Source organism: Paraburkholderia sp. 40 (assembly GCF_050434105.1).
Lineage (GTDB): Bacteria > Pseudomonadota > Gammaproteobacteria > Burkholderiales > Burkholderiaceae > Paraburkholderia > Paraburkholderia tuberum.
The window spans coordinates 312,357-333,678 of record NZ_JBNPVY010000002.1 but is presented as its reverse complement, the minus strand read 5'-3'; the positions used below and the strand labels follow the sequence as shown (position 1 = coordinate 333,678).

12 protein-coding genes and 2 pseudogenes are annotated in these 21,322 nt (G+C 64.3%); 11 read left to right on the top strand and 3 right to left on the bottom strand.

The annotated features are described in order from the left end of the window. The first annotated feature begins 11 nt into the window (after positions 1-11). Both OKW28_RS02780 and OKW28_RS02775 read left to right on the top strand, forming a co-directional pair. On the top strand, positions 12-1,781 hold the full coding sequence (locus OKW28_RS02780) for a VRR-NUC domain-containing protein (protein WP_429443682.1): 1,770 nt from the start codon (positions 12-14) through the stop codon (positions 1,779-1,781). Beyond that, positions 1,778-4,039 carry an ATP-dependent DNA helicase gene (locus OKW28_RS02775; RefSeq protein WP_429443681.1) on the top strand — a complete coding sequence of 754 codons (2,262 nt, stop codon included), beginning with the start codon at positions 1,778-1,780 and terminating at the stop codon, positions 4,037-4,039. The genes OKW28_RS02780 and OKW28_RS02775 overlap by 4 nt, the downstream gene beginning before the upstream one ends. Before the next feature lie 41 nt (positions 4,040-4,080). Here the strand turns inward: OKW28_RS02775 and OKW28_RS02770 are convergent, their stop codons facing one another. Next, complete coding sequence (locus OKW28_RS02770) at positions 4,081-6,750, bottom strand: mechanosensitive ion channel domain-containing protein (RefSeq protein ID WP_429443680.1); 2,670 nt, start codon at positions 6,748-6,750, stop codon at positions 4,081-4,083. A 415-nt stretch (positions 6,751-7,165) separates the two neighbouring features. Then, positions 7,166-8,593: a sigma 54-interacting transcriptional regulator gene (locus tag OKW28_RS02765; RefSeq protein ID WP_429443679.1), complete on the bottom strand. Its 1,428-nt coding sequence runs from the start codon at positions 8,591-8,593 to the stop codon at positions 7,166-7,168. A 1,315-nt stretch (positions 8,594-9,908) separates the two neighbouring features. Between OKW28_RS02765 and OKW28_RS02760 the strand changes: the two genes are divergently transcribed. From OKW28_RS02760 to OKW28_RS02735, 6 genes and pseudogenes are all read left to right on the top strand, one after another. After that, on the top strand, positions 9,909-10,178 hold the full coding sequence (locus tag OKW28_RS02760; RefSeq protein ID WP_429443678.1) for a hypothetical protein: 270 nt from the start codon (positions 9,909-9,911) through the stop codon (positions 10,176-10,178). A gap of 181 nt (positions 10,179-10,359) precedes the next feature. Beyond that, on the top strand, positions 10,360-11,562 hold the full coding sequence (locus tag OKW28_RS02755) for an AAA family ATPase (protein WP_429443677.1): 1,203 nt from the start codon (positions 10,360-10,362) through the stop codon (positions 11,560-11,562). A 291-nt stretch (positions 11,563-11,853) separates the two neighbouring features. After that, entirely contained in the window at positions 11,854-13,293 is a 1,440-nt protein-coding gene (locus OKW28_RS02750) for a nicotinate phosphoribosyltransferase (protein ID WP_429443676.1), read from the top strand. 2 nt (positions 13,294-13,295) lie between these two features. After that, a pseudogene (locus OKW28_RS02745) lies at positions 13,296-14,193 on the top strand (MFS transporter); the annotation flags it as partial. A 158-nt stretch (positions 14,194-14,351) separates the two neighbouring features. After that, a complete protein-coding gene (locus OKW28_RS02740) occupies positions 14,352-14,831 on the top strand; it encodes a nuclear transport factor 2 family protein (protein WP_429443675.1) in 480 nt (159 codons plus the stop codon). An 89-nt stretch (positions 14,832-14,920) separates the two neighbouring features. Next, positions 14,921-15,749, top strand: a pseudogene (locus tag OKW28_RS02735) (2OG-Fe(II) oxygenase). A gap of 33 nt (positions 15,750-15,782) precedes the next feature. On the opposite strand, the gene OKW28_RS02730 reads toward OKW28_RS02735, so the two are convergent. Beyond that, complete coding sequence (locus OKW28_RS02730) at positions 15,783-15,998, bottom strand: hypothetical protein (RefSeq protein ID WP_429443674.1); 216 nt, start codon at positions 15,996-15,998, stop codon at positions 15,783-15,785. 1,110 nt (positions 15,999-17,108) lie between these two features. Between OKW28_RS02730 and OKW28_RS02725 the strand changes: the two genes are divergently transcribed. The 3 genes from OKW28_RS02725 (at position 17,109) to OKW28_RS02715 (ending at position 21,261) form a co-directional block, all read left to right on the top strand. Further along, positions 17,109-17,648, top strand: coding sequence for a fimbrial protein (locus tag OKW28_RS02725; protein WP_429446824.1), 540 nt, complete (start codon positions 17,109-17,111; stop codon positions 17,646-17,648). 93 nt (positions 17,649-17,741) lie between these two features. After that, a complete protein-coding gene (locus tag OKW28_RS02720) occupies positions 17,742-18,500 on the top strand; it encodes a fimbrial biogenesis chaperone (protein WP_429443673.1) in 759 nt (252 codons plus the stop codon). Between the two features lies 1 nt (position 18,501). Then, positions 18,502-21,261: a fimbria/pilus outer membrane usher protein gene (locus OKW28_RS02715; RefSeq protein WP_429443672.1), complete on the top strand. Its 2,760-nt coding sequence runs from the start codon at positions 18,502-18,504 to the stop codon at positions 21,259-21,261. The last annotated feature ends 61 nt before the right edge of the window (positions 21,262-21,322 follow it).

Genomic DNA, 21,322 nt, shown 5'->3' with positions numbered 1-21,322 from the left:
GCACAAAGTCCGTGGCAACCGATGCTCGCTCAGAGATCCGCTCTGAAGCCCCTTACTACCTGCTGAATTTCGAGCGCGCGCTTGCGTGGCTCGCCGCGCGTTACGACGATCTGCTCGACGACGAAGAGCACGCTTTTCTGGAAACTTTCGCGACGTTGCCGCAGGCATCGCGTGCGCTGCTGGTGCGCATGCTGATGCGCAAAGGCATGCTGTTCCGCGCGAGCCGCCTGGCTTACGACGAAATCGGCTGTCCGTTGCAGGCGGCGATGCCGATGACGGTGCATCGCTGGATCGACACCGAGCCGGCCCTGTCTCTCGACGACCTGTTTGTGCTCAGCACGCGTGCGCAATTGCTGGACATCTTCGCTGACGCGATCGCGCGGATTCCCGGCGCAAAGGCTTTGCGCAAACCGGATCTGCTCGAAACGCTGCGCGAGTTTTACGAAACCGCAAGCGGCGACGCGCAAGCATGCACATCCCGTCCGCTCGCCGCCTGGCACGACGCTTCTACGGACCGCGTGCTGCACGTCGCGATCGCGCCGTTGTGCGATCGCTTGCGCCTGATGTTCTTCGGCAATCTGCATCAGGACTGGTCGGAGTTCGTGCTCGCCGATCTTGGCGTGTTCCAGTACGAGAAGGTCGCGTTCGGGCCATTGTCGCGCGCGTTCCAGCAACGCGCGGACATCGACGTTTATCTCGCGCTGCACGCGTGCCGCGAAGCGCTCGAATGGCTACCGGTCGGCACCGACACCCCCAACCTTCACGAACTGATCGCGACCGTCCGCTCGATCGGCACCGCGAATCCGTGGCTCGAAACGCGTCGCGCGAAACTACTGTTCCGGATCGGCCAGGATTGCGAGCGGCGCGGGCAGTGGGACACCGCGCTCGCGGTGTACGACGCGTGCGCCTGGCCCGGCGCGCGTCTTCGACGCATGCGCGTGCTCGAGCGCAGCGAGCGTTACGGCGAAGCGCTTGCGCTGGCCTCGCAGGCCGATGCCGCGCCTGAGAGCGAAGAAGAGGCGCAGCGCGTCGCCCGGATGTTGCCGCGCTTGCGGCGCAAGTGCGGCGAGCCGGTGCCGCGCGCACCGGCGGCGAGGCCGGTGGAGCGCGGCACGCTGGTGCTGCCGCAGCCTGATACGCTGGTGGCCGTCGAGTACCTGGTGCGCGATCATTTGAGCAGCGACGCCGCGCCGGTGCACTACGTCGAGAACGCGCTGATCAATTCGCTGTTCGGCCTGCTGTGCTGGGAGCCGGTGTTCACGGCGTTGCCCGGCGCGTTTTTTCATCCGTTCCAACGCGGACCGGCCGATCTGCACGCGCCGGACTTTCACGCGCGTCGCGCCACACAATTCGCCGCGTGCTTCGCGCAGCTCGATAGCGGCGTCTATCGCGACACGATTCTGCGGCATCTGCACGACAAGGCCGGCATGCAGTCGCCGTTCGTGTTCTGGGGACTGCTGACGCCCGACCTCATCGCACTCGCGCTCGACTGTCTGCCCGCCGCGCATCTGAAGCTGTGCTTCGAGCGCTTGCTGCGCGACATTCGCGGCAATCGTTCGGGCTTGCCCGACCTGATCCGGTTCTGGCCGGCCGAGCGTCGCTATGAACTGATCGAGGTGAAAGGCCCCGGCGATCGTCTGCAGGACAACCAGATCCGCTGGCTCGCGTACTGCGCGCAGCACGGCATGCCGGTGCGCGTCGTCGACGTGCGCTGGGCCGGGCAAGAGGCGCAGAGCGAAGCGGACGCCGCGACGCAAGCCGAAGCGGAGCGCGTCGTATGAGCTACGTGGTGGCCGTCCGCGCGATGTGCGAATTCACCGCTCGGCGCGGCGATCTCGATCTGCGCTTCACGCCCGCGCCGACTTCGCTCGAAGGCATCGCGGGTCATCAGATGGTCGCCGGCCGTCGCGCGAGCGGCTACGAAACCGAACTCACGCTGACGGGCACGCATCGCAGTCTGACCGTGCGTGGCCGCGCGGACGGCTACGACGGAATCGCGAACCGGCTCGAAGAAGTGAAGACGTATCGCGGCGATCTCGCGCGTATGCCCGCGAATCATCGCGTGCTGCATTGGGCGCAGGCACTCGTGTATGGGCATCTGCTGTGCCGGGCGCGCGGGCTCGGCGAGCTGACGATCGCGCTCGTGTACTTCGATATCGGCAGTCAGAAGGAAACCGTGCTGACGCAGCAGCACAGCGCGCGCGAACTCGAAATCTTCTTCGTCGACCAGTGTGAACGATTTCTCGATTGGGCCGTGCAGGAAGACGCGCATCGCGTCGCGCGCAACGCGGCGCTCGTCGCGTTGCAGTTTCCGTATGGGCGGTTTCGGCGCGGGCAGCGCGAGCTCGCGGTGGCCGTGTATCGCGCGGCACGCGACGGCAAGCCGTTGATGGCGCAGGCGCCGACCGGTATCGGTAAGACACTGGCGACGATTTTTCCGTTGCTGAAAGCCTGCGGCGAAGACCGGCTCGATCGCGTGTTCTTTCTGACCGCGAAGACGCCAGGCCGCGCGCTCGCGTTCGATGCGATCGACTCGCTGCACCAGAGTGCGCCGTTGCCGCTCAGAACGCTCGAACTCGTCGCGCGCGACAAAGCCTGCGAGCATCCGGACAAAGCCTGCAACGGCGAGTCCTGTCCGCTCGCGCGCGGCTTTTACGACCGTCTCGATGCGGCGCGCGTCGCCGCGTTGACGACGCCACGGCTCGATCGCGCGGCGGTGCGCGAGGCTGCGCTCACGCACAATATCTGTCCGTACTATCTGTCGCAGGAACTCGCGCGCTGGGCCGATGTGATCGTCGGCGATTACAACTACTACTATGACGGGAGCGCGATGCTGCATGCGCTCACGCAGATCAACCAGTGGCGCGTCGGCGTGCTGGTCGACGAAGCGCACAACCTGCTCGAACGCGCGCGGCGCATGTATACCGCGTCGCTAGATCAAAGCGCGTTCCGGCTCGCGCGCAAGAGCGCGCCGGTGGCGCTGAAGAAGCCGCTCGAACGCTTGCAGCGCGAGTGGAATGCGGTGAAGCGCACGCAGACGTCCAGCTATAAGGTGTATGCGGAGGTGCCCGGCAAATTGCTGTCCGCCGCGCAGAATCTGATCGGCGCGGTAACGGATCAGCTCGCCGACGCGCCGTTGTCGATCGACGAACATGCGCTGCGCGCTTTCTTCGACGCGATGCACTTCGTCGCGCTCGCCGAGCAGTTCGGCGAGCACTCGATGTTCGACATGACATTGAGCTCCGACCGCTACGCGCCGCGCGACAAAACCAGTGCGACGCTCTGCGTGCGCAACGTGATCCCCGCGCCGTTCCTCGCGCCACGCTATGCGGCCGCGCGTACCACGGTGATGTTCTCCGGTACGCTGAATCCGCAGCATTTCTATCGCGACACACTTGGGCTAGCCGAGGACACGCAATGGCTCGACGTCGAGGGACCGTTTCGCGCGGAGCAGTTGCAGGTGCACGTGGCCGCTCATGTGTCGACGCGCTGGCGCGACCGCGAACGCTCGCTCGCGCCGATCGTGGAGCTGATCGCGAAGCAGTACGACTCCCAGCCCGGCAATTATCTCGGGTTCCTGAGCAGTTTCGACTATCTGCAACGCGTGGTCACGCTGCTGCGCGAGCGGCATCCCGGCTTGCCGGTGTGGGCCCAGGAACCCGGCATGGACGAAGCCGCGCGCGATGCGTTTCTCGCGCGCTTCAGGACGATGAATCAGGGCATCGGCTTCGCGGTGCTCGGCGGCGCGTTTTCGGAGGGTGTCGATCTGACCGGGCAGCAACTGATCGGCGCGTTCGTCGCGACGCTCGGTCTGCCGCAGATCAACGACGTCAACGAGCAGATGCGCCGCGCGCTCGATGCGCGCTTCGGCAATGGCTACGACTACATGTACCTGTATCCGGGTTTGCAGAAAGTCGTGCAGGCGGCGGGGCGCGTGATCCGCACCGAAGAGGACCGCGGCGTCTTGCATCTGATCGACGACCGCTTTCGCAGGCCGGAAGTGCGGCGCCTGTTGCCGCGCTGGTGGCAGGTTCGCTAGCGCCGCGCTAGCGAACCTTTACGCGCGCGACGCGCGACGCGTCACGCGTGCGGCGAGGTCGAGCCCGGATTGCCGGGCGTACCAGGGCCGCCGGCCGGGCTCGGATCAACCGGGATCTGGTCGTCGAGCGGCGCGTCGCCCTTGTGCGGAGCGTGACCGTCCCCCGCTGCGTCGCCGTCCGGCCGGTCGCTATGGCGTTCGCGCGGCAGGGCCGTATCGAACCTGGCCTTGCTCGCCGGGTCCCACGTGAGCAGATGACGCTGCGGATTCGCGATCTCGATGCCGAGTTCGCTGAAGCGCTCGAGGATGCGTCGGTTGAATTCGCGTTGCACGCCCCAGCGCGACGTATCGCGGCATTGCATCTGGCCGGCCAGCGTGATCGCCGAACCGTCGACCGCATCGACGCCCCAGAACGAGAAGTCCGCCAGGATGCCGTCCTTGAAGTTGTCGTCCGTGCGCAGCGATGCGCCGATTTCCTTCAGCGTGTCGATCGCGCGCTCGACGTCCTGGCCGAACACGATATTCACGCGCACCGCCGCGTTGCCGATGCCGCGATTCGTGTTGTTCACGGTCGACACCGAACTGAACGGCACCGTAAACAGCGAGCCGTCGCCGCCGCGCAGCCGCACGGTGCGAATCGACAGATATTCGACGGTGCCCGACACGCCCGCGAGCGTGACCCAGTCGCCGACCTGCATCGCGTTTTCCATCAGCAGAAAGATGCCGGTGATGAAGTCCTGCACGAGCTTCTGCGAGCCGAAGCCGAGCGCGACGCCGAAGATGCTCGCGCCCGCGAGCAGCGGGCCGATGTTCACGCCGAGTTGGCTCAGGCCGGTCAGCACGACGACGAGCGCGATCACGCAGAACAGCGCGGTGCGCAGCATCGGCATCAAGGTGCGCAGACGCGCGGCGCGCACCAGATCGCCGTTGCTCGTCCAGTTGTCGAGGCGACGTTCGGCCGACACGTTGACGACCTCCCACACCACTAGCGCGATGATCGCGGCGACGGCGATCGTCGCGAGCGCCGATGCGAGCCGGTGGCCGATCGTGCCGCTGCGGAACAGATCGATGACGTCGACGCCCCACGCCTGCAACAGCACCAGCGCGGTGACGCTGCCGATGATCCAGCCGATCACGCGCCGCAGCGCCGGATAGTATCGGTAGGCGTGCTCATGCACGAGCGAGCGTGACGCATCGTCCTGCACATGGAAGATGCGCGCGAGCGCGCCGAAGATCACGATCGACGCGAGCCGCGCGCCGATCAGTATCGCGAGCGTCTTGCCGCCGATATTCACGAGCGCGTGATAGCCGTTCTGTACGTCGAAGGCCCAGACGAACCACAGGCCCATCACGATGACCACGGTCACCACGGCCCACGCGTCCGCGAACGCGTTGCCGAACATCTCTAACGACTCGTGAGCGGCGAAGCGATTGCGGATCCGGTTGGCGACCGGTTTCGCGCAGCGCAGCACGAGGATCGAGATCATCACGTGACCGGCGAGTGAGACCACTTTCAGCAGCGCGAGATGCGCGGCGTCGTTCATGCCAAGCGCCTGCGCGACTTCGGCTAGCGCGACGCCGGCGCCGACCACGCTGACGATTCGCACGATCCAGCCGAGCACGAACGCGGCCCACGCATCGCCCATGCGTAGCAGCCGCAGACGCGGTGCGCTCGGCTGCAGGAAGAACGCGCCGACGATCACGACGCAGCGGCACACCACATAGACGTCGATCAGCGAATCGAGCGCGCGATCCTGCGGCGTGCCGTTGCCGGTGAAGATCGACATCAGCGCGCTCGCCGCGCCGACGAACACCGCGATCGGCACGAGCCGCACCAGCGTGATCAGCAACGCGCGCGGCAGACGTTGCAGCAGCGTCCAGTGGTGCGTCGCGTTGCGCTTGCCTTCGGTTTCGATGGCGCGGCCTTTGGCGGATGGCGTCGCGTACGGCGCGGCCGGGCCAGTCGCAACGGCTTGCGCCTCCGCTTCGAGCACTGACGGCACCGATGACATCGGGGGCGGCGGCGGCGTGCTGGTCGGCGGATGACCTGCCGGCGCGGCGCCGGCGGCGTGCGCGGGCGGCGGTGAGTTGTCGTTGTCATCCTGCAGCGCGGCTTCGCGGCGCGCGGCGATCGCCCGATAGACGCGCCGCAGCAGCAGCCGCGCCAGCCATTCGAGCACCAGAGCGGGGATCAGCGCGGCCAGCAGCGACCACAGCACCTTGAACAGCACCGCGCGCGCGTGCGGATTGGCGAACTGCCAGTTCCACCATGCGCGCACCGACGCGACGTCGAGCAGCGCGGCGATCGAGCCGCGCAGCGAGGTCGCGAGATAGCCGGCGTAATGCGCGCCCTCGCGCGCGAGTTGCGAGGCGAGGCCATTGGATTTGAACGCGTCCGGCACGAGCGCGGCTGCGCCGCTTGCGGCGGCGGGCGCCGACGCCGCCGCCGACGCCGCCGCCGGCGCGGATGCGGGCGGCGCGCTCAACGCGCCGGCCGCGGCGATCGCTTGCAGCGTATCGGCGACTTGCGCGCGGCGTTTGGGGTCGTTCAGGACAGCGAGCGCGTCGCGGGCCTGCTGAGGTGTCAGCGTGACGGCGGCGGAAGCGGGTGTCGCGGGCGTGGGATGGGCAAGCTCAGGCGCGGCGGCGAAGACGGGCGCCGCGCTTGCGAGCAGAAAAATGAAAAAATAGACACGCAGAAATTTTTGCATAGGGTGTAAAGCGGGATGAAGCCAGTGCGGACGATTGTGCCGGAACATGGGCTGTTTCAGCGGGGTGACCCGGGACCGACACGGGGCGGAGCGCTGAAGTTCCTGCGGCGGAGGCCCGCCGGACGGGCGAAAGGGCCGCGAGAGCGGCGCCCGTCGGGCGGGGCGTTGACCCGACAGGATAGCCGATGATGGCCGGCAGGCCTGTCGAAGGCAGCAGAAAGCCTGCCCGGAAAGCCCCCTGGGCGGGGCGGCGCAGGGGTAGGAGGCCGCTTGCCGCGTGGCAATGCTGGCGGCAGCGCGAGGATGTTCTCGACGACCACGCTACGTGCGGGCAGAACGCGGAAAGTCGGGAATGCTCAATCGCCGTGACCGTGCGCTGCTAAGCGTTCACTACAAAAAACGCTTAAATCCGCGCTTATGCCACTGAAGAGGTCTGGCGCTCTGCTTCGTCATCGGCATGGGGGCCACTGCTCGCGCCGCGTCCGGCCGGCTCCTGATGCAACCGGTTCGCGTGCATCAGCCGGTACAGCGTCGCGCGCGAAATGCCGAGTTCGGCCGCCGCATCGGACAGCTTGTAGCCGTGCCGCAGCAGCGCATTCTCGATCGCATCCTTTTCGGCCTTGCTGCGGATTTCCGCCAGCGTGACCGCCGGGCCATTGTCAGCTTCGGGTAGGCCGAGGTCGCTCGCGGTGATGAAGCGGCCCTCGCTCATCACGACCGCGCGGCGCACGCAGTTGATCAGCTCGCGCACGTTGCCGGGCCACGGATAGTTCGACATCGCGACGATCGCGTCGCTCGACAGGCCGCGCAGCTTGCGCGCGCCGTCCTGCTTGTACATGCTGAGCGCGTAATTGGCGAGTAGCTTGATGTCGCCGCCGCGCTCGCGCAATGGCGGCTCGACGAGGCGCAGCACGCACAGCCGGTGATAGAGGTCGGAACGGAAACGCCCGTCTTCGACGGCGCGCTCCAGATCGACGTGGGTGGCCGAGATCACGCGCACGTCGACGCTGATCGGACCGTTGCCGCCAAGCCGCTCGATCGTGCCTTCCTGCAGGAAGCGCAGCAGCACCGCCTGGCATTCGTGCGGCATGTCGCCGATTTCGTCGAGAAACAGCGTGCCTTCATGCGCGCTCTCGATCCGCCCGAGCTTGCGTTGCAGCGCGCCGGTAAAAGCGCCGCGCTCGTGGCCGAACAGTTCGGCCTGCAACAGGCTCGGCGGAATCGCCGCGCAATTGATCGCGACGAACGTGCGGCCCGCTCGTGGCGAGCGGTCGTGAATAGCACGAGCGGTCAGCTCCTTGCCGGTGCCCGATTCGCCCGCGATGAACACCGGCGCATCGGTCACGCCGCATTTGTCGATGCGCCGGTAGAGCTGCTGCATCGGCTCGCATTGCCCGACCATGCCGTGGCGGCCGAGCGACGGCTCCGGCACGACGCGCGGCTGACGCAGGCTCGACAGCCCATGCGCGTGGCCGAGCGCAAACATGAGCCGCTCGTTGAGCCACGGCTGCGTGACGAAGTCGAAGCAGTAATCGAGGATGAAACGGCTGACCAGTTCGTTGTCGGCCTGGCCCGGCACGATCTGCGCGACCCAGTTGGTTTCGACGCGGCGCATGCACAGCGCGAGCGCGGACAGCTGCTGTGACGTGCAATCTTCGGGCAACTGAACGAGACCGACCTTGATGTTGCCGCGTTCGATCATGCGTTCCGCCACGGCCGTGCTTTTTGCGTGCACGGCTTGCCATCCCGACGCGACCAGAAACTCGACGAGTTTCTGGTCGGGCGCGTTCGCCACGTACAGGACCGTGCGTTCCATATCGGCCGGCGTGCAAGTCGTAGTCATGGTTCCCCCCGTTCGATCCTCAGGACTGCCGTGCGACGTTGTGAGATTCAGGCGGCCAGTTGCTGCACTCCGGCTGCGACGCATTCACGACAGCAGCAATCACGAACAAGGGACACGCTGCAAGCGCGGCGCGAACCGGAACGCGCTGCGTGGCGGACCGATTCATGCAATGGCGGCGACCTTGTCGTTCATTGCTGAAACTGCCCGGCGATTTTTTCCCCGAACCGTGAAAACCACTTGAACCGTGGCTTGCCTCGTAGACCTGATACAAGCGCTCTGATTGGCGCATGGCCTAACGATAAGCGAAAGCGCCTAAAAGCGCCAGATAAAGAAACATGGATGAAGAATGCGTGTTGGATTTTCGGAATAACACGGATCACTAATGAATAAGCGGTCAAGGCTGGTTATGCGCGGAATCGCACATTGCGTAGCAATTGCCCTGGTATTAAGGCGTGACTAAAACGGACGGGGCGCGGGCAGTCATGTTTCACACTTGCGACAGATTGGACAGCGCGAGTCGAATGCGCTTTGCCGCGCCGGGTGAGGTGCTTTGCCAACCGGAAGGAGCGGCGAAGCCGCGTGTGGCCGGCCCCGCGGCCAGTCAGCAGGCTGGCGGGACGGAGCGGGAGGCGCGCTTTGCGGCCAGCGCGCGGCGATTTGGCGTGTCAGAAACGAATCAATGCGCGCCACGCCAAAAATCGGGCAGGCTCGCACTGCGTCAAAAGCAAATCGATTTCTCGCCAGAGTGAAGCTTTGGCGGGCGCCTTACAAATTCGAATGCGTGTTGGCATAACCATTGCAATAAGGTCTGCACAGAAAAATGTTTTGCCACCAGGTCGACGGTACGGGGAAAACCGGATTAAAAGAAGACCGGCGGTAAAAAAGTCACTCGCAGACATGGTCGGGGAAGCCATCAGGTGTTTGCGGGAGCGCGGCGGGGCCTTCTTGAATACGTTAGAAAACGGGTGAGTGGCGGACCGGTTTGGCGGCCATTCAAAACCGGACGAAAAAAGGCAACGACTTCGCCGTTTTTCCTTTTCGACTTTTTGTCCTTACGACGCGAAAAGGGTGGCGATAACGACAGGCAACGCGCTGGCAACGTTCGCGAGCGACGCGCCGCAAAGGGAAGGGGCAGCGCCGGATCAGGACCGGCCGGCGCGATGAAGCGGGGAGAGACGCTAGTCTCCACAGAGAGACAAATGTACAGGGGCCGTGTCCGTGGATTGGCACGGGCACGGCGACCTGGCCCAACGGCCGGGGCGCTGAGACCAGACGGCGTGACCTGGCGCAAATCTGCTCGACATCGGGGGCTGACATGAAACCACAACTGATTCGCAGGCCGGCCGCTTCGGGAGGAACCAGAAGCACCTACCGGCGGTATGTCGCGGCATCGCGCGCGCGCTTTTTCGCGCAGGCGGCGGGCTCGTCGGTCGATCTGCTGACGCTCGTCGTCGCTAAGGCGCTCGAGCGCCGAGCGCAAGCCGAGATCCGCCGCGACCTGCTGCGCGACGCGCTGTACGCCATGCGAGTGCGCGCTGAACGCAGCGCGGCGCATCGGCGCGACGACGATGAAACCGACGTCTGACGCTTGCCGCTCGTCGGCTCGCAGCGACCGAGCAGGAATTCGATAGCACCGTTTGCCGGCTCATGGTTTTCACGGAGGAGCGTCGCGGTAAGGAACTCGCGCCGAAGCCTGCGTCGTCAATCGTGAACAGACGACTGGAATAAAAGCCCGCGCATGACGCGCCAAGCGCCGCAGAGCTGCCATGATCGACATCTTCCTGATTGCCGCGAGCATCGAAAACGCGCAGCGAATCGTCGTGCGGCTCGAAGAGAGCGGCGTGCGTTACCGGCTGCACACCGCGTTCGGTCCGGCCCGGCAACTGCCGATGCACGCGCGCGTGGTCCGCGGCGCCGACCTGCTGATCGTCGACGACGCCAATCTGAGCGTCCGCGGACTTGACGGCATCGAGGAAACGCTCGCCTGCGCGCCGACGCTCCATTGCATGCTGGTGACGCCGGCGCCGTCCACCGCGCTGATCGGCGCGGCGCTGCGCGTCGGCGTGCGGCAGGTGCTGTCGTGGCCGCTCGATCGTCAGGCCGTCGTCGATGCGCTTGCGCAGATCGAAGCGCGGCGCCGCGAGCCCGAGCGCCGCCACGCGCGCGTGGTCACCCTGGCGTCGAGCAAGGGCGGTAGCGGCACCACGCTGATCGCGGTCAACCTCGCGTGCGCGCTCGCCGCGCGGCGTGAGCGGCGCGTGCTGCTGATCGACCTGAGCCAGCAATTCGCCGACGCGAGCCTGCTGATGGCGAATCGCCCCCCGCCCATGACGCTCGTCGATCTGTGCTCGCGCAACGAGCAACTCGACCCGGCGCTGTTCGACGCGTGCGCGATGCATGTGTGCCCAAACCTGGATCTGCTCGCCGGCGCCGGCGATCCGTTGAAGGCCGCCGAACTGCTGCCCGGTCAGCTGGACCGGATTCTGACGCTGGTGCGCGAGCGCTACGACGCGGTGCTGATCGACGTCGGCCCGAGCCTGAATCCGTCGACGATCCGCGCGCTCGCGCATAGCGACGCGATCTGCATGGTGGTGCGGCAGAACCCGCTGTACCTGCATGGCGCGCGCCGCATGCTCGATATCTTTCGCGAACTGGGGCATCCGTCCAGCAAGGTGCGGATCGTCGTCAACCAGTACGACAAGGACGCGCAGATCAATCTGCCGATGCTCGAACGCACGCTCGGCGCGAAGGTCGCGCATCAACTGCCGCGCGACGATCAGCACGTCAACGATGCGCTCAGCCGCGGCGTGCCGCTCGTCGCGTGCGCGCGCGACAGCGGGCTCGCGCAAGGTATCGTGCTGCTCGCGAACATGCTGTGGCCCGCGGGTGCGGAGCGCCGCAGGAGCATGCTCGGCAGGTTGCTCGCGACGTGGCCGAATTTGCCGCCGCAATTGAAGCCGGGGGTCTAGGACGACGTCTACTCGCTGCTCGAGCCCGGTCTTCTGCTGGTGAACCTCGAGATCCGGAACATGATCGTCTGCGGCTGCAGTTGGCGCTGCGGGCCCGACTCATCCTGCGCGAAGAGAAGCTACAGTTCGACGGCGAGCGCTATCGCGCATACCGTAGTAAGGTGAGATACAGGGTCATCCCCAGCATATTCTGTAGGCGTAGAGCCGCAGCCTCAGAGTTTCGAAAGCGTCGGGCAGGCTCGCGCCGCCCGGTCACTCCAGCGAGAAAATCACGTGAGCGCAGCACCGTCCATGCAAAACGCGCAGAGTTTCAGCGACCTCGCGTCGATCCTGTCCAATCCGATTCTGAATACGGATTCGTACAAGGCATCGCACTATCTGCAATATCCGCCCGACGCGACGGCGATGTTCTCGTACATCGAATCGCGCGGCGGACGTTACGGCCGCACGCTGTTCTTCGGCTTGCAGATGCTGCTGAAGGAGTACCTGTGCCGGCCGGTTACCGGCGCGATGATCGACCAGGCGCGGACCTTCTTCAGCGCGCACGGCGAGCCGTTCAACGAGGCGGGCTGGCGCTACGTCGTGCAGCGATACGGAGGCTATCTGCCGGTGCGGATTCGCGCGGCGCCCGAAGGCTCGGTCGTGCCCACGCACAACGTGCTCGTCACCGTCGAATGCGACGATCCGCAGGTGTTCTGGCTCACGTCGTATCTGGAGACGATGCTGATGCGCGTGTGGTATCCGATCACGGTCGCGACGCAAAGCTGGCATCTGCGCCAGACGATCCGCGCGTATCTGCTGAAAAGCAGCGACGATCTCTCGCAGCTACCGTTCAAGCTGCATGATTTCGGCGCGCGCGGCGTGTCGAGCGCGGAGTCGGCGGCGATCGGCGGCGCGGCACATCTCGTCAGCTTCATGGGCTCGGATACGGTGCTCGGCGTGGTTGCGGCGAATCACTACTACCGCGACCGCATGGCCGCGTTCTCGGTGCCGGCGGCCGAGCACAGCACGATCACGTCGTGGGGCCGCGAGCGCGAAGTCGACGCATATCGCAACATGATCGCCCGCTTCGGCAAGCCGGGCGCGATCGTTTCGGTGGTGTCCGACTCTTACGACCTGTTCGCCGCGCTGAACGCATGGGGCGGCGAGCTGAAGCAGGCCGTGCTCGATTCCGGCGGCATGCTCGTGATTCGCCCGGACTCCGGCGATCCGTGCACGATCGTCCTGCACACGCTGCGCTCGCTGGAGGCTTCGTTCGGGTCGCAGATCAACAGCAAGGGGCGGCGCGTGCTCGACCATGTGCGCGTGATTCAAGGTGACGGCGTGAACCCGGATTCGATCGTCGCGATCCTCGCCGCGATGGACGAGGCCGGCTTCGCCACCGACAACATTGTGTTCGGCATGGGCGGTGCGCTGTTGCAGCAGATCAACCGCGATACGCAGCGCTTCGCGATGAAGTGCTCGGCGATCCGGCTAGGCGACACGTGGCACGATGTGTCGAAGGATCCAGTCACGGATCACGGCAAGCGCTCGATGAAAGGCCGGCTCACCTTGCTGCGCCATCGCCGCACCGGCGAGTACCGGACGGTCACGTTGCCGATCGCGTGGGACGGGAGCACGGTGGAGGGCGAGTGGGACGAAGCGCTCGAGACGGTGTTCGAAGCGGGCCGCTTGCTGGTCGATACGTCGCTGGCCGAGATTCGAGGCCGCGCATATGCGGACGAAGGTTGATCCTGAACGACGCGCCGTCGCACGGCTTCGCGAGCTGGGCCACTGGCGCGCGGCTCACGGCCTGCGCGTTGCTGGGCGGCGCGTTCGTGCAGTTGCAGCGGCGCCGCGCGCATCCGATGGTCGATCTCGCGCTGTTCCGCCAGCCGCGCTTCGTCGCGGCGGTGTTCGCGATGTTCGGCTATGCCGCGTGCGCGCAAGTCATGATGACGTTCCTGCCGCTGTATCTGCAGAACACGTTCGGGCTGTCGGCGGTGGCCGCGGGCATCGGCATGCTGCCGTTTGCGCTCGCGATGGTCGTGGGGCCGTATGTCGGCGCGGCGCTCGGCAGATGGATTTCGCCGATGCTACTGCTGAGCGCGGGCCTGCTGCTGATCGCGCTCGGCAATCTGCTGACCGCGCTCGCGGCCGGCGGCGCGCGCTACGCTTGGGTCGCGGGCGGCATGATCGTGACCGGGCTCGGCGCGGGCGTACTGAACGGCGACACCCAGTAGGCGATCATGGCGTGCGTGCCGCCGGAGCGGACCGGGATGGCCTCGGGTATCAACACGACCACGCGTTTTACGGCGATCGTCACGTCGGTCGGCGTGCTCGGCGCGGTGCTGGCCGCGCACGCGCGCGCGGCGTTCGACGCGGCCACGCCGCCTGACGCCGGCCGTGCGCGCCGCGCTCGACGCTGGTTTTATGTCGCGCGTGATGGCGGGCGACGCCGCGCAGGCCACCGCGTCGCTGGCGCCTGCGCTACGGGCGGCGTTCACGACGGCCGCGCAGGCGAGCTTCGTCGCGGGTTTTGCGGCGGCGTTGGGGGTAGCGGCGCTCGTCGCTGCGCCGGTGGCGGCGGTGGTGTGGAAGCTCGCCGGGCGGGCGGAGGTGGTGCGCTTCAAGGGAGCGGTATCGGAAGGGCAAAAGCCGTCGTCGGCTCGCGCCGGCCCCCCTTTCACGCCGTTTTCCGATATCGTGTGCGCCATCCCCGCCGCCTACCGCGCGCGGGCTGTTTTTCCGGAGCGCGGCGCGACGCTGCGCGTCCTTGACGCGCTCCCGCAATACACCATACGACATCAATGAGCCATCCCAACACCGAGCTGATCGAACGTTTCTACACCGCCTTCCAGCAACGCGACGCCGAGACCATGGTCGCCTGTTATGCCGACGACGTCGTCTTCAGCGACCCCGCTTTCGGCGAGCTGGTCGGCGACGAAGCGCGCGACATGTGGCGCATGCTCGTCAAGCATGCGCAAGACTTCACGCTGACCTTCAGCGACATCGAGGCGGACGACCATACCGGCAGCGCGCAGTGGGTGGCGCGCTACCGTTTCGTCCAGACGGGGCGCGACGTCGTGAACCGGATCGAGGCGCGTTTCGTGTTCCGCGATGGGCTCATCGTCGAGCATCGCGATCGCTTCGATCTGTGGCTGTGGATGCGCCAGGCGATGGGCGTGCGCGGCACGCTGTTCGGCTGGTCGCCGTTCGTGCAGCGGATGCTCAGGCAGCAGGCGCGCCGAGGGCTGCTGCATTATCGCGGGCAGTTGAAGCGCGACTAGGCGCGTGCGGGCGGCGCGCGCATCGCGTCTGCGATGATCGAAGCACCAGCGTGCCCGCACTCCTGCTGGGCCGCCGCACAGGAAGCGCTATGCGAGTCGTCGATGCAGCCTGGCAAGAATGGCTGAGCAGCAATGTCGCGCGCGGCTGCACGCCGGTTTTGCCGGCGGCGACGCCCGCGTCGCGGTCCACCATGCGTTCGATCGGCGCGCGACCGACCCCGCGGCGCAAGCCATAGTCGCCGATCCAGCCACCCAGCCTTATCGATACGACGCCGCGCCGGTCGCCCGTGGCAACCTGATCCGTGCCACGACCGCGATGTACGCGTGCTGCTGCGCTGTGAGCGTCCGCTGCTGGTCGTGTTCGCCGACGTGCTGTCGGTCGCGGAATGCGCCGAGCTGATCGGACGCTCGCGGTATCAGTTGAAACGCTCGACGACGGTCAATCCGCTCACCGGCCACGAAGACGTGATCCGCGACCGCACCAGCGAAGGCGTTTGGTATCGGCGCGGTGAGGATGCGTTGATCGCGCGGATCGAACGGCGCATCGAGAGTCTGACGAACTGGCCGCTCGAAAATGGCGAAGGCCTGCAGGCGCTCCATTACGACAGGAGCGGCGAATACAGCCCTCACTTCGACTTCTTCACACCCGATCAGCCGGGAAGCGCGGTGCACACCGCGCAGGTCGGCCAACGCGTCGCGACGCTGATCATGTATCTGAACGACGTTGCCGACGGCGGCGAGACGGTGTTTTCGTCAGCGAGCCTGTCGGTCGCGGCGCGCGCGGGCGGCGCGGTGTATTTCCGCTACTTGAACGGCCAGCGCCAGCTCGATCCGTCGACCCTGCACGGCGGCGCGCCGGTGCTTGCCGGCGATAAGTGGATCATGACGAAGTGGATGCGCGAGCGCGCGTACGGCTGAGGCTGGGTCTGGCAAATTTGATTCCGCTCCGCTTCAACCCGGTCCGCAAAGCCAACGAGGTTGATGTTCACCCCAGGCAAGATAGGCGGTAAATGGACCTTCTGCATGGCGCTTCTCGTAAGGGGCAAGCGCCGCGACGCGGGCCTTGGGCGTGGATTCAGGAGGGAATAGATCATGAATCGTCCGCGCGTTCAGCGGCACATCGGGAAGGACAATCGTTCTAACGATAGCGAGATCGTGCTGTGCCATACGCGTATCCGCGTGCAGACGAGGGCACGCCCACAGTAGAAGGGGTTTAAGGAGGGAAAGCGGACCGGTCGCAAGAATCAGAATGCACGGCGCTTCAGACGGGTTCCTTCGGAAATGCAGGATTCCCCTTCAGAACGGAGCTGTCGTCGAGAACGCACGGTGAGACCATCCCGAGTCATGCGGCAAGGGCAGGGCTGGCATCGCCAGCGCCACGCGTCAGTCTCGACGATCTCGATGCACCTGCACGGAAACGACACGCGACGAGCCCGGCAGTCCCCGGAGACTGTCGGCAAAGGAAAAACTTCGCGGCGCACTGCCTGAGCGCCAAGATCCACGGGGTTGCCATTTGGCTTGGCGTACTTTGACGCCCCTTTCGTAGCGTGCCCGCTAGATCGAGGGCGTCGTCTGAATGCGATTGATCCCAATCGAAGATCTTTGCCATTCCCGCCATAGGGCGATTGAACGAAGCATTAAAGATTGTTATTTAAAGATTGACCGGAAGGCATTTAAACAAAGTGGTGCACGCGATTACTCTGGATTTTGCCCCGGAGATGGAGACGCGCCGCTGTGTTGCCAGAGGCATTCTCGCGCGCTTGCAACATGAGTCCGATCTGTGGCCGGGGCTGCGCTCGATCGTAATGATGGTCGAATCGACTCGCGACATCCGCGACACGGTCACAACGGCGCCGCGCTATTACGTCAGCAGCTTGCCGCCCGATCCATACCCGTATTGTCCGCGGTGTTCGTTCCCACCTGGGTATAGAGAATGACATGCACTGGCGTCTCGATATGGCGTTCGGTGAAATTCAATGCCGGGTCCGTGTGGATAGGGCCGCTCAGAACCTCGCCATCCTAAGGCGCATCGCCCTGAACCGGTGAGTGCATCTACCAACGACGTCTATCGCTCTCAGATTCTCGGCTGGCACAGTTCATAACGATTTAACAATTTGTGCGATTGCCCTCCGCTTTTCCTTCGAATTGTCCCGATGTCCAAGCCTACCAACGAAATTTTCGGACACGTCCTAGAGTGAAATTAAGTTGAAAGAATCAGAATTCGTTTGCTGCTTGAGATGCAGCGACATTTATCAACTTTCCAAAACGAGTTATACCTTGAAAAAACATCTTCTTGCCCTCGCCATTGCGGCTGTTCCTGCCTTCGCGTTTGCTGCCAGCGGCAACACCATTAACTTCCAGGGCGAAGTGACGGATCAGACGTGCGCAGTTTCGATCAACGGCAATGCTGCTAGCCCGACCGTGCTGCTGCCTACTGTCGCATCGTCAGAGTTGGCTGGCGCGGGCTCCACCGCCAAGCAGACCAGCTTCACGATTGGCGTGACGGGATGTATGGCTCCGACGACGGTTGCTCAGGCGATCGATACGGTGTTCATGGGCAACCAGGTCACCACGAGCGGCAATCTGGGCAACACCGGCAGCGCGACTAACGTTGCCCTGCAACTGCTCGATCCGGCAGCACCCGCTGCGCCGTTCAACCTGAGCGGCGTCAACGGTTATGCAGCACCGGGTCTGAATCTGGAAGTTGGCGCATCGGCCGCGTCGCACGACTTCGCTGTTCAGTACATCTCCGAACAAGGCGGCGCAACGCCGGGTTCGGTGCTGGGCAGCGTGCAGTACGCAGTTAGCTACCAGTAATCACCCCCTTGCCTTCGGGCTTGCCTATCTGAGCAAGCCCGAAGGATTTTATATCAGTACATCTAATCAACAGCTTGGGGAAACGGAGAAATCATGGGCTGGGTTCGTGAAAATGCTTACAAGGTAATGCTGGCCGCCACGTGTGCTGCCCAGATTGGCAGCGCCTGCGCCAGTGTCATCATGCCCAGTACCCGTGTCATCTTCGATGGAAACGCCAGAGAGCAGAGTCTGCAGTTTTCCAATCAGGACGATGGACCAAGCGTGATGCAGGTGTGGGTTGACTCGGGGAATGCCCAGTCTACCCCCGACACGGCCGACGCGCCGTTTCTGGTTACCCCACCCATATTCCGCATCGAGCCCAAGGCGGGGCAGACAGTACGCCTGGTGTTTACCGGCAAGGATCTGCCGCAAGACCGCGAGTCGGTCTTTTACTTCAATACCCTGCAGATCCCATCGAAAAACGCGGCCTATGCCGACCAGAACCAGATGCTGGTGATGTTGCGCAACCGGCTCAAGCTTTTCTATCGTCCGGCGGGGATTGAAGGCAGCGCGCAAAAAGCGCAGCAGCAACTCACATTCCGTATTGGCAAACAAGGCAAGAGTGAGCGCGTCACCGCTAACAACCCGTCCAGCTACTACATTTCGCTTCTTGACGGCAGTGTGACCTGCGGCACGCATACCGCAACCTTCGCGGCTGACATGCTCGCGCCTCATTCCGAGGCGGGATGGAGCATTAAGGGTGAATGTCCGCTTGAAGGGGCAACTCCCAGTCTGAAAATCAAATACGTCGACGACTACGGTGCGGTTCACGAATCGGAACATCCGGTAGTCGTAGAACAAGGGATCAAGTGAGATGTTGCGTCAGCCTCGAAAAACAGTGCATTCCGTCAACAGTCGGGTTGCTTCCACCGGCGTAAGGTCAAACAGACCTTCCCAGGTTTCGATAATCGTAGCGACCCTCGGTTTTGCGATTCCCGCATGCCAGGCTCTGGCCGCGCCCATTCCGACAGCCGTCGAGGCTTCCGCTAGTGCAGCACCCACCTATACGTTCGACAGCGAGCTGCTGATGGGTTCATCACTCGGTGTCGCAGATATCGAACGCTTTAATAAAGTCAGCAGCGTAGACCCCGGAAATTATCGGGTCGACATCTACGTGAATGACGTCTTTATTTCCCGTCAGCCGGTTGAGTTCCGCAGCACAGATGGCGGCGAGGTTTATCCGTGTCTGAGCGACGATTTTCTGACCTCGACCGGGATGCTGGTAGAGAGCGCCACCTCCAGCGAAGTGTCCGGTGCGTCTTCCGCGTCAACGGACAGTGTCCCGGATGAGGCTATGCCAGCGGTGCACACGCCACCCGCAGAAGCCTTGCCTGCGCTGTGCGGTCCGCTTGCGCAGCGCGTGCCGGGCGCATCCACGGCCTTCGACCAGTCGCGCCTGCGTCTTAACATCAGCGTTCCGCACGCGCAGATGAAGCATGTGCCGCGCGGTTCAGTCGACCTGGCCAGCCTCGAGGCAGGCCAGACCATGGCCTATCTCAACTACGACACGAACTACTACACGTCGTCGGCCTTTGGCTACAAGACAAACTCGCTCTATGCGGGTATCAACGCCGGTTTGAACATCGGGCTATGGCGTTTTCACCAGCAGTCCGCCTACACGTTTAACAACAGCCCTGCGGGTAGCGCCGGACAGTGGAACAATATTCGCACATACGCCGAGCGACCGTTGCCGGCCTGGAACAGCCACCTCACCGTCGGGCAAAACTTCACGGGTGGCAACCTGCTCAGTTCTGTGGGTTACACCGGGTTTCATATCGAGACCGATGACCGCATGCTGCCGGACTCGATGCGCGGTTACGCGCCGGTCGTGAACGGTGTCGCCAACACCAACGCACGGGTCGAGGTAAGTCAGAACGGCAACGTCATTTACCAGACCACAGTCGCGCCGGGTCCGTTTTCGATCAACGACCTGAACCCTACGAGCTATCAGGGTGACCTGACCGTGCGGGTGTTCGAAGCGAACGGGCAGGTCTCCACGTTCACGGTGCCGTTTTCCGCAGTGCCGAACTCGCTGCGACCTGGCGCGTCACACTACAGCTTCACGCTGGGTCAGGTGCGCCAGGTGGAAGGCTCGAACGCAAAGTTCGCCGACATTACGTATGAGCGCGGTCTGACCAATATGATCACCGCCAACGGTGGCGCACGTCTTTCCACGGATTACCAGTCCGTGCTGGCTGGTGTGGTATTTGGAACGTCATTTGGTGCGTTCGGCCTGAACGCTGCGTGGTCCAATGCACTCGATGCGCAGGGTAACCGCGTGAACGGGTGGCGGAGTTCCATCAACTACAGCCATACCCTCCAGCAGACCATGACTACGTTCTCGCTGGCCGGCTACCGCTATTCGACCAAAGGTTATCGGGACTTTCTGGACGCGCTGAGCGCACGGGTGGCCTATCAGAATGGCGAGACCTGGTCTTCAGGCACGTATCAGCAGCGCGATCAGTTTACGGTTAACGTCAACCAGAGCCTCAACCAGTACGGCTCCCTTTCTCTGTCAGCTGCGATAAGTAGCTACTATGGCTCGAGGCCGCGCGATACGCAGCTCCAGCTCAGCTATAACAATCACTACAGGTCGATCAACTATAACCTGTCGTTCATTCGCCAGCAGACCGGCATGCTCTACGGTACTGGCTTGCCGAACCTGGTGTCCGGCAGTGCCCAGTCGGGATCGAGCGGCCAGTCGTCCAATACGTTCATGGCGACGGTTTCGATCCCGCTCGGCTCCGGCCCGCGCTCCGCAAGTCTCTCCGGCAGCGTTGCAACCGGCACCGGCCAGGGCACCTCGTTCCAGACGTCGGTAAGCGGTATCGCCGATACCGCGCAGACACTCAGCTATGGCCTGACGGCATCGGCCGAGACGCAAAACGGCGCGAAGAGCGTCAGCGGCAACGTGCAGAAGAACCTGTCGATGGTCACGATGGGCGCGAACTATTCGCAGGGTAATGGCTTCTGGCAGGCTGGTGCCAACGCACGCGGCGCAGCAGTCGCGCATCGTGGTGGAGTCACGTTCGGCCCGTACCTGAGCGATACGTTCGGCCTTGTTGAAGCCAAGGGTGCAGAGGGTGCCACTGTGCGCAACGGGTCGGGTGCGCGCGTGGACAGTTTCGGGTACGCGATCGTTCCGTCGCTGACACCGTACCGCTACAACGATGTGGCGCTTGACACCAAGGGGATCAACCAGAACGCTGAATTGACAGGTAACCAGATCCGGGTTGCACCGTATGCCGGATCTGCCGTGCTGCTCAAATTCTCCACACTGACCGGTCACGCATTGTTGATCGGAGCGAACCGACCGGAAGGCGAGCCGCTGCCTCTGGGCGCGGATGTACTGGACAGCACCGGCGCTGCCATCGGTATGGTGGGTCAGGGTGGACAGGTCTACGCTCGGGTGCCGGAGGATCGCGGCACGCTGACCGTGAAGTGGGGAGAGCGTCGCGAAGATCAATGCGCTATTGCGTACGACACCACCGGGCAGGATTCCGCACCCATCGTTCGGATGAGCGCAAGGTGCACCCCCCTTGAATCGGCTGAAATTCAGGCCGCAGCCAGGTAATGTTGTGCGCCGGCAAGGCTGGCGCACCCGTCGGTTCGGGCCCACGGCGGAATCGACGACT

Bases quoted from the DNA above. Each gene is read 5' to 3' on its own strand.
- OKW28_RS02775 (WP_429443681.1), top strand. From the start codon at position 1,778: ATGAGCTACGTGGTGGCCGTCCGCGCGATGTGCGAATTCACCGCTCGG.
- OKW28_RS02770 (WP_429443680.1), bottom strand. From the start codon at position 6,750: ATGCAAAAATTTCTGCGTGTCTATTTTTTCATTTTTCTGCTCGCAAGC.
- OKW28_RS02765 (WP_429443679.1), bottom strand. From the start codon at position 8,593: ATGACTACGACTTGCACGCCGGCCGATATGGAACGCACGGTCCTGTAC.
- OKW28_RS02760 (WP_429443678.1), top strand. From the start codon at position 9,909: ATGAAACCACAACTGATTCGCAGGCCGGCCGCTTCGGGAGGAACCAGA.
- OKW28_RS02755 (WP_429443677.1), top strand. From the start codon at position 10,360: ATGATCGACATCTTCCTGATTGCCGCGAGCATCGAAAACGCGCAGCGA.
- OKW28_RS02750 (WP_429443676.1), top strand. From the start codon at position 11,854: ATGCAAAACGCGCAGAGTTTCAGCGACCTCGCGTCGATCCTGTCCAAT.
- OKW28_RS02740 (WP_429443675.1), top strand. From the start codon at position 14,352: ATGAGCCATCCCAACACCGAGCTGATCGAACGTTTCTACACCGCCTTC.
- OKW28_RS02730 (WP_429443674.1), bottom strand. From the start codon at position 15,998: ATGGCACAGCACGATCTCGCTATCGTTAGAACGATTGTCCTTCCCGAT.
- OKW28_RS02720 (WP_429443673.1), top strand. From the start codon at position 17,742: ATGGGCTGGGTTCGTGAAAATGCTTACAAGGTAATGCTGGCCGCCACG.
- OKW28_RS02715 (WP_429443672.1), top strand. From the start codon at position 18,502: ATGTTGCGTCAGCCTCGAAAAACAGTGCATTCCGTCAACAGTCGGGTT.